At 43.1% G+C, this 15273-nt stretch carries 13 protein-coding genes; 6 read left to right on the top strand and 7 right to left on the bottom strand.

What is annotated here, in order from left to right:
- Window positions 1-53 precede the first annotated feature (53 nt).
- Entirely contained in the window at window positions 54-698 is a 645-nt protein-coding gene (locus FTT77_RS11290) for a HEPN domain-containing protein (RefSeq protein ID WP_180022580.1), read from the top strand.
- A 52-nt stretch (window positions 699-750) separates the two neighbouring features.
- Here FTT77_RS11290 and FTT77_RS11285 read toward each other — a convergent pair whose 3' ends face one another.
- Window positions 751-1947: an MFS transporter gene (locus tag FTT77_RS11285; RefSeq protein WP_180026764.1), complete on the bottom strand. Its 1197-nt coding sequence runs from the start codon at window positions 1945-1947 to the stop codon at window positions 751-753.
- Between the two features lie 123 nt (window positions 1948-2070).
- Window positions 2071-2988, bottom strand: coding sequence for a DMT family transporter (locus FTT77_RS11280; protein WP_180109244.1), 918 nt, complete (start codon window positions 2986-2988; stop codon window positions 2071-2073).
- Window positions 2989-3930: 942 nt separating this feature from the next.
- On the opposite strand from FTT77_RS11280, the gene FTT77_RS11275 reads away from it, so the two are divergent.
- The 5 genes from FTT77_RS11275 (at window position 3931) to FTT77_RS11255 (ending at window position 9157) form a co-directional block, all read left to right on the top strand.
- Window positions 3931-5058, top strand: a complete 1128-nt coding sequence (locus tag FTT77_RS11275; RefSeq protein WP_078191288.1) for a Re/Si-specific NAD(P)(+) transhydrogenase subunit alpha — start codon at window positions 3931-3933, stop codon at window positions 5056-5058.
- 11 nt (window positions 5059-5069) lie between these two features.
- Window positions 5070-5390, top strand: a complete 321-nt coding sequence (locus FTT77_RS11270) for a proton-translocating transhydrogenase family protein (protein ID WP_078191287.1) — start codon at window positions 5070-5072, stop codon at window positions 5388-5390.
- Window positions 5391-5393: 3 nt separating this feature from the next.
- Window positions 5394-6848, top strand: coding sequence for an NAD(P)(+) transhydrogenase (Re/Si-specific) subunit beta (locus FTT77_RS11265; RefSeq protein WP_078191286.1), 1455 nt, complete (start codon window positions 5394-5396; stop codon window positions 6846-6848).
- A gap of 346 nt (window positions 6849-7194) precedes the next feature.
- Window positions 7195-8526 (top strand): ammonium transporter, encoded by a 1332-nt coding sequence (locus tag FTT77_RS11260; protein WP_180026761.1) that lies wholly within the window; start codon window positions 7195-7197, stop codon window positions 8524-8526.
- Window positions 8527-8539: 13 nt separating this feature from the next.
- On the top strand, window positions 8540-9157 hold the full coding sequence (locus FTT77_RS11255) for a hypothetical protein (protein WP_111885449.1): 618 nt from the start codon (window positions 8540-8542) through the stop codon (window positions 9155-9157).
- Between the two features lie 92 nt (window positions 9158-9249).
- Here the strand turns inward: FTT77_RS11255 and rsfS are convergent, their stop codons facing one another.
- The 5 genes from rsfS to FTT77_RS11230 form a co-directional block, all read right to left on the bottom strand.
- Entirely contained in the window at window positions 9250-9651 is a 402-nt protein-coding gene (gene rsfS / locus FTT77_RS11250) for a ribosome silencing factor (RefSeq protein WP_078191283.1), read from the bottom strand.
- Window positions 9652-9724: 73 nt separating this feature from the next.
- On the bottom strand, window positions 9725-10522 hold the full coding sequence (locus FTT77_RS11245) for a hydroxypyruvate isomerase family protein (protein WP_078191282.1): 798 nt from the start codon (window positions 10520-10522) through the stop codon (window positions 9725-9727).
- A 42-nt stretch (window positions 10523-10564) separates the two neighbouring features.
- Window positions 10565-11434 carry an NAD(P)-dependent oxidoreductase gene (locus FTT77_RS11240; protein ID WP_180026760.1) on the bottom strand — a complete coding sequence of 290 codons (870 nt, stop codon included), beginning with the start codon at window positions 11432-11434 and terminating at the stop codon, window positions 10565-10567.
- 32 nt (window positions 11435-11466) lie between these two features.
- Window positions 11467-12255, bottom strand: a complete 789-nt coding sequence (locus FTT77_RS11235; protein ID WP_180109245.1) for a crotonase/enoyl-CoA hydratase family protein — start codon at window positions 12253-12255, stop codon at window positions 11467-11469.
- Window positions 12256-12366: 111 nt separating this feature from the next.
- Complete coding sequence (locus FTT77_RS11230; RefSeq protein ID WP_180109246.1) at window positions 12367-15174, bottom strand: ATP-binding protein; 2808 nt, start codon at window positions 15172-15174, stop codon at window positions 12367-12369.
- Window positions 15175-15273 lie beyond the last annotated feature (99 nt).

Below are 15273 nucleotides of genomic sequence, written 5' to 3'. Positions count from 1 at the left end.
CTAAGTTCAAATGGTAGAAAAATAAACGAATTATCCATTGGAATTTAGCAGCCATGATGCTACTTGAAGAAATATTTAAAAGTAAAAAGTCGGAACATACCGACCAATTTAATTTACGCATTCATCGAGGGTTAAGTTGGCTGAAAAAGTCAATTGATCTTCAAGATGACCTCGATTTGCAATTTATCAGTTTGTGGGTGTCCTTCAACGCAATATACGCGCAAGACTTACAGATTGCACAGGACAAGCAAAGCTTAAGGCAGTTTTTATATGTGATTTGCCAAAAGGATGCAGAGCATAAAATCTATAATATTTTATGGGAGCGTTTTAGTCAGCCGATACGGTTGTTTTTGGATAATCCCTATGTTTATCAGGGCTTTTGGGATTATCAAAATCAAAAAATTAGCCATGACGCATGCAAAGAGGGCTTGGCGCATGAAAAACAAAAAGTACTGCACGCGCTTAAAGAAAAAGATTCCGTTGATATTTTAATGGTGCTGTTCAATCGCATGTATACGCTACGCAATCAAATGGTTCATGGCGGCGCGACCTATAAAAGTTCGGTCAATCGGAAACAGCTTCAAGACGGCTGCACAATACTGTTGGCACTCTTACCGGTGTTTATGGTGATTCTTTTGGAAAATGCAGAAACCTTGGATTTAGGCAAACCCTTTTATCCTGTGGTGCAGGTCAGTTAATTTGTAAAAATAAAGCCACTTATTGTGGCTTTATTGCGGTGATGAATACTTCTCATTGTGGATATTTTAGTTGCCGCGCAGTATAGAGTTGATCGATCAATACAAAAAATCCAGCAGCAATGACTAAAGCAATCCCTGTCATGCAGGTGGTGGTCCAGCCGCCATGATGCCATGCAAATACGCCCAAAGCTGAACCACATGCACCACCGACAAAATAAAAAGTCATGTAAATTGAATTGATTCGAGAGCGTGCAATCGGGTTGAGTTGGAAAATAATATTTTGATTACAGCTATGCACCATTGCCAAACCGAGGTTGATTAAACCATAGCCCAAAATATAAAAAGCAAGAGATGATCCACCCAAATATAGCAGTCCCCAACTGAGGGCTAAGATGCTGCAACCGAGCCAGGTTAATTTTCGGTTAAAGCCTAAATCTGCCCAACGACCAATCCACTGTGTCGATAGCGCACCAAACACACCAACTAACGTTACAACACCGACCCAAACATCGGCTAATTGAAAAGGTGGCTCAGTCAGTAACATGGCAATGGTGGAAAACAGCATACTCATCGCAGCAAAGACACAGCCCCCAATCAGAGATCGGAAAATTAACCGTGGCTCATGTTTGAGTAATGCGCCCATTGACTGGAAAACTTGGCTGTAGGGCATCCGTGTGATGCTGACCACAGGCAGACGCTTTTTGAGTAAGACGGCTAATACCAACATCAAGAGCGCACTGAGGATGTAAATCGATTTCCAATGAAACAGATAGGACAATAAGCCTGAGAGACTGGTCGATAACAGAATACCGACCAATAACCCACTCATTAAAAAGCCGACAACAGCCCCAATTTTTTCAGGTCGAATCGCAACCGTGACCAAAGGGATGAGGACCTGAGCAGCCACTGAAAATAGCCCGGTGATAATGGTTCCTGCCCAAAGCATGTATAGATTGGTTGAAAAAGCACAGAGGGCTAAACCCACAGTCGCTCCAAGCATGAGCAGAGGAATAAATTTGGCTTTATTCACAATATCGCCAATCGGCACAATAAACAGTAGACCAAAAGCATAAGAAATTTGCGCAAAGGTGACGGTTAACGCCACTTCTGATTGTGGAATCTGAAAGCTTTGTTGGATAGAAGCGACTAAAGGTTGGCAATAATAATTGGCACCCGCACATAAACCACATGCAGCAGCCATAAGCCACAACAGGGTTTTATCATGGCTAATGTCGATCGAGGCTTTCATAAATTGTCCAGATTTTGGGCGGAAGCGTATGCAAGGAATTTGCTCCCATACTGTTGTGGTCACTATAAGGAAAATCAAACAGGTCTTAAAGTGTTTCTCTGTGAATAGTATCCAAGCGCGCGATTAGGATTTCTTACTGAGACTGATCATCAAGACACCCAGCATATTCAGACCGCAACCGACCCATTGCCATAGGTTTAAATGTTCATTCAGTAACGCAACGGCCAGTAAAATCGTTAAAATGGGCCCGATAGAGGCAATCATAGCCGATTGTGCAGCCCCAAGTCGGACGATACTTTGCATCATCAAAATGGTGGGAAGCACGGTAACCAATAGTCCGAGCGCTAAACCATACAGCCAAACTTGACTCGGGAGTTGTTGGAGCAAGGCAATAGGCTGTGGTGTTGCAAATAGAAAATGAATAATCGTCCCAATGCAGGCAATGCTCAGAGCTAGACCGGTAAAGTGTAAAGAACCAAACTTTTGCATGAGTCCTGGCGTGAGTAATAAGTAAATTGCAAATAGCACGGCACTGGCAAAAACCAAACTACATCCGAGCCAAAAGTACTGATCATGTGGTGTGGCATTTTGTTCTTGTAGCATCACTAACACTGTCCCGCCATAACTTAAAATCAGGGCAAGAATTGTTTTAAAACTTAGTGGCTTTTTGAATAAAACAGCGGAAGCCAGCACGGTTAATGTGGGATATAGGAACAGTATAATTCGTTCAAGCGAAGCACTGATATACATCAAGCTACGGAAGTCGAGCCAGCTCGAAAAGTAATAGCCGATTAATCCTGAAATGAGTAAGAGCACCCAATCTTTTCGTTGAATCGTTTGATAAGAACATCGACTCAGCCATGTAATGACCAAGAAAAACGGCAATGCACTCATCATGCGTAAGGCCATGAGGACAGTGGCATCGACAAGAGGAGAAAGTGCATAGGCTTGCTTAATAAAAATTGCTTTGGTACTAAACAAGAAGGCAGCAATCAGCGCAAAAATTGCACCGATGAAGTGCGGACTAAGGTTTCTTGACATAAGTTAAGGTGTGCCTCATGACGACTGAACGAATTCGACAGCATTGATCCGATAAGTTTGAACTATCATTTTGATTATAAAAAATGCATCGTGTGAGTAAAAATGCAAAAAAAGAATAGTACTTATTCCTTTATGCATAAGGGATTGCTAGATCAAACATGAAAAACAGTGGAAGAAATGACCAATTTGGTTTTGAATTTTTTTAATCTCAACATGACTCGGCAGGTCAAATATATCAGGCTGAAACATTTAAGGTGAAAATTGCACATAAATGGTGCAATTATTGTTTTTGGTGATACAAAGCCAATAGCGATATCATAATGCTAAATATTCAAAAAATTATTTTTTTAGCTAAAAAAGCCAATTCTAAGACTTAAGGCGAAGCATCAGGTGGGGAGGGCAAGACTTCGATAAACCCGAAACGTGCGCAAAAATTCATCGAATATTCAAGCTGACCGATTTGACTAGACTGTGGTAGAAAAAAGTCAGTTTTCAATACCAGTCAGCACGTCAAAACTGTCAAATGAGTCAACGAGCTGATGCAGTTTGAATGAACGACTGCCTTTACCTGACTTAAGTCGATTTGTAACGACAAGTTCGAATCATTAGTTGTCGAATGAAAATGTCACAATGATCAACGCGCTGAAACAATACGCGCTAAAACCGACTAAATTATTTATGTTTTGAGTCTTAAGTAATATTAAAAAGTTATAAGTAGAATAAAAATGAGTAATAAATCGACAAATAAAACTGAATAAATGAAGTATCGCATCATTCTTTTCATGAATCATGAGTTCAAAATATGGGCATTTATTAAATAAATATTGGGTAGTATTTTAAAAAAGTTCAATTAGAATCCAAAAATTGTACAAAAACACATCCTGAGGGGAGACATCGCGGATTGCGATGTTTACTTAAGAAAAATTAGCTTGAGGAACGCTCATGCAGATCGGAATTCCAGCCGAAACTGTTGTCGGTGAAAATCGCGTCGCTGCGACGCCTGAAACAGTAAAGAAGTTGATCAGCGCTGGTCATAGCGTCGTTATTGAACGTGGAGCAGGGGTAAACGCTGCTTACATCGATAGCGCCTATGAACAAGTTGGTGCCAAAATTACGGATGATGCCTATACCGGTAGTCAAATGATTTTGAAAGTTCGTGCGCCTAAAGGTGACGAAATTCAAAAACTCACAGCGGGCACCACCGTTGTGGGGATGTTTGACCCTTACCGCAACACCGAACTTGACCAATTTGCGTCACAAAACGTGTCTGCATTTGCATTGGAACTTTTGCCACGGACCTTATCTCGTGCGCAAAACATGGACGTACTTTCATCTCAAGCCAACCTTTCAGGTTATAAATCTGTGCTTTTGGCTGCGGCAGAATATCAACGTATGTTCCCAATGCTGATGACAGCAGCTGGTACAGTAAAACCTGCACGTGTTGTGATCATGGGCGTAGGTGTTGCAGGCTTACAAGCTATTGCAACAGCGAAACGTTTAGGTGCCGTAGTTGAAGCAACTGACTTACGTCCTACAGCACGTGACCAAGTTGAATCTTTGGGTGGTAAATGGTTAGACGTACCAATGTCACCAGAAGAGCAACAAAAAGCAGCTGATGCTGCAAAAAATGGTTATGGCTGGATGCCAGGTGAAGACTACATTCGTGACCAAGCGATTATTGTTGATAAAGCCGTATCGAATGCTGACATCGTGATTACGACTGCATTATTGCCGGGCCGTGACGCACCACGTTTAATCAAAGCAGAAACTGTTGCCAAAATGAAACCGGGCTCAATCATTTTAGATATGGCGGTTGAAACTGGCGGTAACGTTGAAGGTTCTGTCTGCGGCGAAAATGTCGTGACTGCAAATGGTGTGAAAATTCTCGGTATCCCAAATATTCCTTCAACAGTTTCGACTGAAGCGTCGGCACTGTATGCACGTAACGTTTTGAATTTCATTGAAACCATGTTTGATAGCGAAAAGAACTTCGCGATTAACCCTGAAGAAGAAATTCAAAAAGCACTACTTGTCACTCATGGCGGCCAAGTGCTGCTGAAACGTGGTTAAGGAGAATCATCATGGTTGAAACGATTACTATTTTTGTCTTGGCAATCTTTGTTGGTTACTACGTGGTTTGGGGGGTAACACCTGCACTACACACACCATTAATGGCTGTAACCAATGCTTTGTCATCGATCATTATCGTTGGTGCGATGATTCAAACCGTTGGTATCCCAGGTATTGTGGATGCAAGCGTACAGTTCCAAAGCATTAACGTGGTGAGTATTTTAGGTGCGATTGCTGTTTTCCTTGCAAGTATCAATATTTTTGGTGGCTTTGCGGTGACTGCACGTATGCTTGAAATGTTCAAACCTAAGCAAAAGAAAAAAGAGGGTTAATCCATGGAATTCATTAAAGAATATGCGGATTGGTTCTACCTGATTGGTGCCGTTCTTTTTATCTTAACGTTGCGTGGTTTGTCTGGTCCGAAAACTGCGATTCAAGGTAACCGTTACGGCATGATCGCAATGGCAATTGCTGTAATCACCACATTCTTTGTCGCAGATCATCCAGTGATTTGGATGATTGTGGGTGCAATGGTGTTGGGTGCGGTCGTTGGTATTGCACGTGCAAAAACAGTTCCGATGACGCAAATGCCTGAAACTGTGGCACTGATGCACTCATTGGTCGGTTTGGCTGCGGTACTGATTGCGATCGCTGCGATTCTACATAACAACCAATTGACTGCGGCATTCGCGGAGAATGAAGCGGTATTAACAGCAGCGGGTGTAGAACATGCCCACATGAGCAAAGTTCATTTATTTGAATTGTTTGTAGGCTGTTTCGTTGGTGCGATTACATTCACAGCGTCGGTATTTGCTTACGGTAAATTGGCTGCGAAGAAATGGGCAAAAACCATTTCAGGTGGATGGGTAAAACCTGTTCAAGCTTTAATTTTCCTTGCGATGTTGGCGTGTGGTATCTACTTCTTCACTACAGGCAACATGAATGCTTTCTGGGCAATGACTGTTCTTGCACTTGCATTTGGTTGGGTATGGATTGCGCCAGTAGGCGGTGGTGATATGCCAGTGGTGGTATCGCTACTGAACTCGTTCTCAGGTTGGGCAGCAGCAGGGATTGGTTTCACGCTTGAAAACAACATGCTGATTGTTGCAGGTTCACTGGTTGGTTCATCGGGTGCGATTCTGTCTTACATCATGTGTAAAGCCATGAACCGTTCAATCATCAACGTTTTGTTTGGTGGTGCAATGGGTGGTACCGCAGTAGCTGCAGCGGATAATGGTGAAAAAGCACAGCGTAATCACCGTTCAGGCTCTGCAGACGATGCTGGCTTCTTGATGTCAAATGCGGATAGCGTGGTGATCGTACCGGGTTATGGTATGGCGCAAGGTCGTGCACAAAATGCCGTGAAAGAATTGTGTGAAATCTTAAAAGAACAAGGTGTAAAAGTTCGTTTTGCGATTCACCCAGTGGCAGGTCGTATGCCGGGTCACATGAACGTACTTTTAGCTGAAGCTGATGTTGCATACGAAGACATTCTTGAAATGGACGAGATCAACTCAGACTTCCCAGCAACAGATGTAGTACTGGTGATTGGTGCGAATGACGTTGTGAACCCAGCGGCAAAAGACGATCCAAGTTCTCCAATTTACGGTATGCCAATCCTTGAAGCGCATAAAGCACGTACCATTATGGTGATCAAACGTTCTATGGCTACAGGCTACGCAGGTCTAGATAATGACTTGTTCTATAACGATAAAACGATGATGATCTTCGGTGATGCGAAGAAAGTTGTGGAAGATATGACAAAAGCCATTAATGGCGGTGGTCATTAATCCATATTGCCAAAGTCCCGCTGTGATAAAGCGGGATTGAGGAAGATTTAAACCACCTTCGGGTGGTTTTTTGTTTTCTTCGCTTTTATTTTCTTGGCTTTTGATTAATGAATGCTTCACACTAAAAGTGCACAAATATTTAGCGCATCAGGTGCTTGAATCAAATTGATGCGTGTTTTGAAACCAAGGTACAGATCGATGAGCTGTTTTGTTCCATTAAATTCGATCTCAGTGATTCAAAATATTGTCGCGAACTGGTTTTGTGACGCAATGTATTGAAAAATAATTAATTGTCTGAAATTTGGTATTCTTTTTGCACAGCATGGTTATTCTTGGGGGAATAATCATGAAAAAAACATACTTGATGGCACTGTTTCTGAGTGTCCTGACATCGACTGCATGGGCAGTTGACCCGCAAATCGCCAGTAATATTCAAGACATTCGTATTTCGCTCGACAGTATTTGGGTGGTACTGGGCGGTATCTTGGTGTTCTTTATGCAAGCCGGATTTGCCATGATCGAAAGTGGTTCAGTTCGCAGTAAAAATACCGTGAATGTACTCATGAAAAACTACATGGATGCCTGCTTGGGTGGTCTGGTGTTTTGGTTGGTGGGTTTTGGTCTGATGTTTGGGGTCAATACCACGGGCTGGTTTGGCTTCAGTCATTTTGCACCCGATCAACTGGATGATTGGCACTGGAACCTTCTATTTTTCCAAATGATGTTTGCTGCAACGGCAACCACCATTGCCAGTGGTGCAATGGCAGAGCGGATTCATTTTGTCGCTTATGTGGTGAGTGCGGCCGTTGTCTCAGGTCTGATTTATCCTGTCTTTGGTAGTTGGGCATGGGGCAGTTTATTTGGCGGAGACGGTTGGTTAAAAGCACTCGGATTTATCGACTTTGCAGGTTCGACCGTGGTGCATTCAATGGGCGGCTGGGTTGCCTTGGCTGGCATCATTGTATTGGGACCACGTTTGGGTCGATTTGGACGCAATGGGCAAAGCCATTATTTACCAGGGCATAACTTACCTTTGGTAGCATTAGGCGGTTTTATTTTATGGTTAGCATGGTTTGGTTTTAATGCAGGCTCGACCATTAATGCCAATGTCAGCGTAGGACGTATTGCTTTAAATACGCATCTTGCGGCGTGTGCTGCCGTGGTTGCATATATGTTGCTCTGTCTCATCCGATCTAAAGCCATTTTGATCCGCAGTACGATCAATGCCTCACTGGGTGGCTTGGTTGCCATTACGGCAGGCTGTGCAACGATGTCTCCACTGTATGCGGTCATCACCGGTTTATGTGCAGGTGTGATGGTGACCTTCCTACCAATGCTCATGGAAAAAATGAAACTGGATGATGTGGTTGATGCGGTGACCGTGCATGGATTCTGTGGCGCATGGGGAACATTGGCTGCAGGGATCTTCCTTGAAAATAATATGTTTAATGGCGATGTCATCGCGATACAAGGGCTTGGAGTGATTGCAGCCTTTTTATGGGGCTTTGGCGTTGCGTTCATTGTATTTAAGGTCTTAGATAAATTGTTGGGTGGCTTACGGGTGAGTAAGCAACATGAACAACGTGGTTTGGACTATACCGAGCATGCTGAATTGTCTTATCCCGAGTTTCAAAAAGATGTGACTTTTGAAACGGATGATATGACCAAACGTCATTAACAGGAGTAATGCAATGAGCACCGAACTGTTGAATTTGGCACAACGCCGCGAAGCTTTAGAAAAAGGCTTACAACAATTTATTCATGGGACTTTACTCGACAGTGCACTACGGCACTGGGAGCAGCAGTACAGCATGAAACCGTCATTTGTCTTAAATCGCTTCTTAAATGATATCTGTACCACAGAAGAGCTACGCTTTTATCGTAAAGATATGCTGAAGCAAGTCTTGTATGAGTTATCTACCTTAGAAAAGCAGGAACTGTTAAGGGTTGAAAAACCGCAGGAGCAGGAGCAAGAAGACGAGCTCATTGCAGAGACCATTAGCGAGGCCTTTTTAGGCTTTATCGAGTCAGTCATGCTGACGGTGAAATCTACAGATCAGGCTGATTTCACCCAAGATGTGATTGAGCAATTAGAAGAAATCGGGCTGGCAATTGCGGCAAATGCACAAATTAATTCAGCGAGTTTTGTCGAGTTTTTGCCTTTGACCAGTTATGCCAAAGTTTTAACGAGCATTTATGAAGTGTATTGTGACTTTTATGGCCCGATGCGTGCAGACCAAGTTTATGCACAAACCAAGCTGAAAATTAAAGCCAATTATCCTGAGGTGGATTTACACCAACTGCTTTAGTGTCGGGGGTAAAACACCATGAAGCTGATTGTCCGTGTATAAAGTGAAGGGATAAAAAAAGCGACCTAATTAGGTCGCTTTTTTCTGGAAGCTTAAGCTACAGTTTCTGGAGCTGTACGCCATAAGCTTTCTAAATCATAGAATTTACGTGCTGTAGGTAACATCACATGTACCACTACAAAACCGAGATCAATCAGGATCCATTCAGCATCACGTTCGCCTTCAACACCGATAGGGCGGAATCCAGCTTTACGTGCTTCTTCTGCCACGTTGTCTGCAAGAGACTTAATGTGACGAGTTGAAGTACCGCTCGCAATAACAATCGCATCTGCTACGTTGCTGATAGTGCTGATATCAAGTTCAATAATATCTTTGGCTTTTACATCTTCAAGTGCTTCACGTACAACAGCTAAGCAAGCTTGTACGTCTTTGATTTGCGTTGATTTTGCGAGATCGAGAGAATTAGAAGCGCTGGGCGATGGTTCTAAATTCATAGAGGGTATGATTTCCTGACAATTTTACATGATCTAATATAGCGGTTTTGTTGCTGAATTTCAAATCAACACGTCATTGGCCATTGGCTAAATGAGGGAAGTATTTGTCTTTCCACGCAAAAGAATGTGATGAGTTGCTTCGTGGTCGGTATTCAGCCGCGATGTAACCTGTATATTGGCTTTGATCTAACCATTTAAAAATCTCTGCAAATGGAATCTGCGCTGAGTCAGGTTCATGTCGCCCCGGACAGTCAGCAAACTGTATGTGACCGATATCCTGAATATTTTCTGCCAAAGTACTGAGAATATCTTCACCCATCATCGCCATGTGGTAGCAGTCATATTGCATCTTCAAAGTAGAGTGTTGTACAGCTTCAAGCATTTCCTGAGCTTGGGCAATATTTTGCACCAAAAAGCGCGGCATATCAGTGCCATTAATCATTTCAAATACCGGTTGAATATGATGTTCGGACAACATGTGGCATGCCAGTTTAAGGTTGCTCGACAAGGTATTTAAACATGGGAGTAAGTCTGCATCTTGGGGCTGTTTGCCGGCTAAAATATTGACACTCGGTACATTTAACGCAGTGGCATAGCGAATACATTGCTCTAAGGCCTGATGAAATTGATTTTCACGCCCCGGAACTCCCGCAAGACCATCGCCGCCTTGCATCAAATCACCCGCAGGGACATTAATTAAACACAGGCTTAAATCATTGATAGTGAGCTGGGTTTGGATTTGCTCAATACTCAGCTCATACGGAAACTGAATTTCTACATGCTTAAAACCATGTTCACGAGCCAAAGCAAAACGCTCTAACAACGGCACTTCGGTAAAAATCATGGATAAATTAACCGCGAGCTGAGTCATGTATATCGTCCTTGAAGCAATTTACTTCTAAAGTGAAAGTCGTTAGTTTTGTTCGACATGTTGAATGATGGTGGCTAAATCTTTTTCTGCAAAACCATTGTCCTGATGGGCTTTGAGTTGCGATAAAGCAAGGCTGGCAACAGGGATGCTTAACTCAAACTCGGCGGCCAGTTGGACTGCATTATTCAGGTCTTTAGATAAAGTTTGAACTTTCCATTGCACGGGCTCGAACTGATGTGTTGCCATACGTGGAGTTAAAATCTGAAAAGGCTTTGAATCTGCAAAACCACCGGCAAGCGCTGGTGCTAATAACGTGGTGTCTACACCTGATTTCTCGGCCAGTGCGACAGCTTCTGCGATTAACGTGCTATTGGCAGCGACGATCAGCTGATTACAAATTTTGGTGGCTTGACCTGTACCTGAGTCGCCCATGCGAGTAACACGTTGAGATAAAACATTGTAAATCAGACTCAAATCTTGAATCGTTTCAGCATCACCACCGGCAAAGATGACCAAGGTGCCTTGTTCAGCACCGGCTGTGCCCCCCGAAACAGGAGAGTCAATCCAAGTGACTTGTTTCAACGTTGCAGTATGAGCCAATTGATGGGTTTGATTTACAGAAAGACTCGAGAAGTCGACAATAATTTGTCCTGCCGCTAAATGGGTTTCGATGCTTGCATACACCGCGGCAACAGCAGCATCATCTGCGAGACAAGATAAAACCACAGGATAATGGGCAATCTTCTCCAATTGAAGCGCTGTCGCGCCAATCGCAATCAACTCATCACACGCAGCAGCAGTTCTGTTCCACACCGCTACTTCAAATCCTGCCTGAATGAGACGCGTGGCCATACGGCTACCCATCAGCCCCATACCTAGAAATGCAATTTTTGTATTACGATCAAACGCCATGTGCTGTACTCAATCTATCCTGTGTGACTATTTTACTTATATTGGCGTGGTAAAAACTGAACCTCTGGGTTCTTGTCTTTTTTACGTGCCAATTGGCTGTTTTTGCCGAGCAATAATTTTAATTGCCAGATTTTTTCTAAGCGTAAAGAGCGTTTTGGACTATGTTCCATGGCATCTAGCACTTGTTTTGCCGCTGCCAAGGCATCTGGAGAACGTTGTGATAATTCTTCGGCTAACTGCTGCGCCTGAAGCAAAGGTTGTTCATTTAAATGTGTCACCAATCCAATTTCCTTGGCATATTCTGCGTCAAAAATACGTGCTGTTAAGGTTAATTCTTTGGCTAAATCCAGTCCTATCACACCTTTGAGTGAGCGAGTTAAGCCCATATCAGGGACTAAGCCCCAACGACTTTCCATAATTGACATTTGCGTTTTCGGGTGGGCAATACGGATATCGGCAGCCAAGGCAAGTTGCATGCCTGCACCAAAGCAAAAGCCTTCAAGTGCTGCAATTACGGGCACAGGAAGTTGCTGCCAAATCAGAAAGGCTTTTTGAAATAAACTTTGACCGGGCTTTAACAGTTCCCACGCAGCATAGGCACGATTTTTCGGATCATTCAGGTCAGCCAAATCAATGCCAGCACTAAATACATTGGCTTCACCCGTTAAAATGACACAGCGTAAGCTACGATCTTTTTTTAATTTTTCAGCGGTGCTGACCAATTCTTTGAGCAATGCAAAGCTCATTGCATTACGTTTTTTTGGACGGTTTAAGTAAACCGTTGCAATGCCATTATTTTTTTCTACACGTAATAAAGCCATGGTAATTACTCTTGTTGTTTCTGCGCCCGAGCATAGCATGCACCCTGACAGGATACATGACAGTGCAGTCACAACAGAAGCTAGACGGCACTGACTTTAGTCGGACTGCGCTTAATTATTTTGTTTGGCTAAGATTTGTTGAGCTGCGTGTTCAACTTGCGCCATGACATTTTTTAACTCATCAAAACGGTTCAGGGTTTCTTGGACAAAAGCGTCATCCGCTTTACGGCGTTCCTTACGTAAGGTCGAAACAAATTGCTCAAATTGACCTGAAACCTCTTGGAGGGTTGGAGCGCCCACATAGCGGGTTGCGCCATAAAGCCGATGTAGTACATGCTCTAATTGTGGAAAATCTTCATCTTCTATGAGCTGTGCCATTTCATGGGTTTCTTGCTCAAAGCTATCGACGAGCATTTTCAGTAAATCGACCGCAAGGTCTTCTTTATTCGCGGCCAACTGCAAGCTTTGCTGCCAATCTAAAATACTTGGCTCTAGGGCTTCAATCACCGAACTGCGCTCTAAAACCGGTACTTTCTTAAAGTTATCGGTAGTCCATTGAGTCAAGATTTGAATAATTTGATCCATTTGAATGGGCTTGGTGACATAGTCATCCATACCACTTTGCAGAAGCTTTTGTTTTTCATCAGAGAGCGCATGTGCCGTCAAAGCGATGATAGGAAGGCGCTTATGATTTTCAAAGGTTGACTCAAGTGAACGAATAGCGCGCGTGGTATCGACACCTGACATCACAGGCATTTGAATATCCATAAAGATGAGGTCAAAAGCTGCCAAACCTTGCTCTTGGCGAGCCTGAATGATTTCTATGGCTTCTTGTCCACTCAAAGCCTTGGTGGTTTTCACATTTAACTCAGAGAGCAGGGCTTCAAGTACAATCAGGTTGGGTAAATGGTCGTCGACTGCCAAAATATGCAGACCTTGACCATTAAATTCTTCATGTTGCTCTTGATCAAACCACGGCTCATTACTCAACAACTGAATCAGCGCTGTACGGCTGAGTGGTTGATGCAATGGGCGAGCACGGTACTCGTTCAACATGTTTGGATCAAGCATCATTTGGTAGCCATAAACCGCTAAGTTACCGCTATAACGATGACGAATTTCTTTCAGTAAGGCTTCGGAGTCGCCGCTATGGTCGACGATCAACCAAGTGTTTTCATTGGTTTGCAACTGATTGAGGCGACTAAATAAATCTAGGATTGACTGCGTTTCAATATGTTCAACATCATAATTTTCTAAATAATGACGTAGGACATTGGCAGTTGCTGGATGTGCTAAGTAGGAAACGACTTGGAGATTGCTAAATTGTGGATGCACAATTTCAATTTCATCATCGACCACAAAGCGCGCAGTAAACCAGAAGGTTGAGCCTTTTTCTGTTGGGGCACGTTCTTGGTTATCTTCAAAACCAATTTGTCCATGCATCAGGCTGACCAATTGTTTGGAAATGGCAAGACCTAAACCTGTACCGCCAAATTGACGGGTCACAGATGCATCACCTTGCGAGAAGGATTCAAACAGTTTCTTACGGTCGGTACCGCTTAGGCCGATACCACTGTCTTGGACACTAAAGTGCAGCAGACATTGACCGATGTCATCATGCTCCATACGGACACGGACAATAATTTCACCATCTGGAGTGAATTTAATTGCATTTGAAATTAAGTTGGTCAAAATTTGCTTGAAGCGTAGGACATCACCAACCACAAATTTCGGCACATTGTCCGCATAGTAGAAGGTCATGTCGATGTGTTTTTGTGCTGCCAATGGCGACAACATATCCATCACATCAAAGACGGCTTCTTCTAAGTCGAATTGCGCAGTTTCGAGTTCTAGTTTGCCTGCATCGATTTTCGAGAAATCAAGCACGTCATTAATTAAAGCCAATAAATGCGCAGAAGATTTACGAATCGTTTGTAGATATAAATTTTGCTCATTACTGAGGTTGCCTTGGCGCAGTAAAAGATGAATAAAGCCATCAATACTGTTAAGTGGCGTGCGCAGTTCATGGGAAATATTGGCTAAGAACACCGACTTCGACTGATTGGCATGGATCGCTTGGTCACGAGCTTGACGATAGGTGATGTTTTGCACTTCCAAAGTATCAAGGGTGCGTCTTAAGTCATCTTCCGTTTGTTCGGTATGTTCACGTAACTCTAAGAAACTGAAATGCAAGCGTTTAACCACATTGGCAATATCACGCTGTAATAAACGGAGTTCGCCAGTACTGTTAATGATCATGTGCTGATCTAGGGTGTCGGCATTTAAACGTTGTAACTGCATACGAATTTCGTACATTGGTGCAATCCAACGACGTGAATAGAAATTCAAACACAGCAAAAGTAATAAGAGCGTCAATAAACCTGTTGCAATCAACACGATTAACACGCGATAGCGGGCAATTTGCAGCGGTTGATTATCCAGTTCAATGCTTAACCATGCCGGCGTCTGGGTTGAATCTGAAATTTTCAGGGCATAAACATGGTTACCCTGATGTGGAATTGGTCCAATAAAAGATGCTTTACTGTCAAAAGCAGGCCAAATAGCTTGATCTTGAAAGCCAATGCTCAGGCGGTTATTGCCTTTGAAATCTATAATCGCGGCACGAATCAAATGTTTTTCGTTCAACATGCTTTGCATGGCATTACGAGCTTGATCAAACTGCCACGGATAATGGTTGAGCAACTCTATGGCAGATTCTGACGTGGGTTGATAGCGCGTCAGGATCGCGACAGCCATCTGTTTTTGTTGTGCTTTGGCTGCATTGGAGGTTTCTGTTATTACCAACATCGCACCGACACAAGCCAAAATGGTGATCGGCACGAAAATAAGTGCAATCAACTGACCATAGGCATGATTTAAGTGTAGGCGTTTAAAAAGCTTTTTGTTGATATTTGACATGGTTTAAGCAGTTTATTCCTTATGCCCCGAATATTAGCATGGATTATTTAAAACTGATTGTGCTTTAATCACTTTCGCGAAAAAGCGAGGCAAATGGGT

Source organism: Acinetobacter sp. YH01010 (genome assembly GCF_013420775.1).
Taxonomy (GTDB): domain Bacteria; phylum Pseudomonadota; class Gammaproteobacteria; order Pseudomonadales; family Moraxellaceae; genus Acinetobacter; species Acinetobacter amyesii.
Note: the sequence above shows the minus strand (reverse complement) of the source record. Positions and strands in the feature narration are given on the sequence as shown.

Excerpts from the sequence above, each read along its gene's own strand:
- FTT77_RS11290 (WP_180022580.1), top strand. The coding sequence starts at position 54 with ATGATGCTACTTGAAGAAATATTTAAAAGTAAAAAGTCGGAACATACC.
- FTT77_RS11285 (WP_180026764.1), bottom strand. The coding sequence starts at position 1,947 with ATGAAAGCCTCGATCGACATTAGCCATGATAAAACCCTGTTGTGGCTT.
- FTT77_RS11280 (WP_180109244.1), bottom strand. The coding sequence starts at position 2,988 with ATGTCAAGAAACCTTAGTCCGCACTTCATCGGTGCAATTTTTGCGCTG.
- FTT77_RS11275 (WP_078191288.1), top strand. The coding sequence starts at position 3,931 with ATGCAGATCGGAATTCCAGCCGAAACTGTTGTCGGTGAAAATCGCGTC.
- FTT77_RS11270 (WP_078191287.1), top strand. The coding sequence starts at position 5,070 with ATGGTTGAAACGATTACTATTTTTGTCTTGGCAATCTTTGTTGGTTAC.
- FTT77_RS11265 (WP_078191286.1), top strand. The coding sequence starts at position 5,394 with ATGGAATTCATTAAAGAATATGCGGATTGGTTCTACCTGATTGGTGCC.
- FTT77_RS11260 (WP_180026761.1), top strand. The coding sequence starts at position 7,195 with ATGAAAAAAACATACTTGATGGCACTGTTTCTGAGTGTCCTGACATCG.
- FTT77_RS11255 (WP_111885449.1), top strand. The coding sequence starts at position 8,540 with ATGAGCACCGAACTGTTGAATTTGGCACAACGCCGCGAAGCTTTAGAA.
- rsfS (WP_078191283.1), bottom strand. The coding sequence starts at position 9,651 with ATGAATTTAGAACCATCGCCCAGCGCTTCTAATTCTCTCGATCTCGCA.
- FTT77_RS11245 (WP_078191282.1), bottom strand. The coding sequence starts at position 10,522 with ATGACTCAGCTCGCGGTTAATTTATCCATGATTTTTACCGAAGTGCCG.
- FTT77_RS11240 (WP_180026760.1), bottom strand. The coding sequence starts at position 11,434 with ATGGCGTTTGATCGTAATACAAAAATTGCATTTCTAGGTATGGGGCTG.
- FTT77_RS11235 (WP_180109245.1), bottom strand. The coding sequence starts at position 12,255 with ATGGCTTTATTACGTGTAGAAAAAAATAATGGCATTGCAACGGTTTAC.
- FTT77_RS11230 (WP_180109246.1), bottom strand. The coding sequence starts at position 15,174 with ATGTCAAATATCAACAAAAAGCTTTTTAAACGCCTACACTTAAATCAT.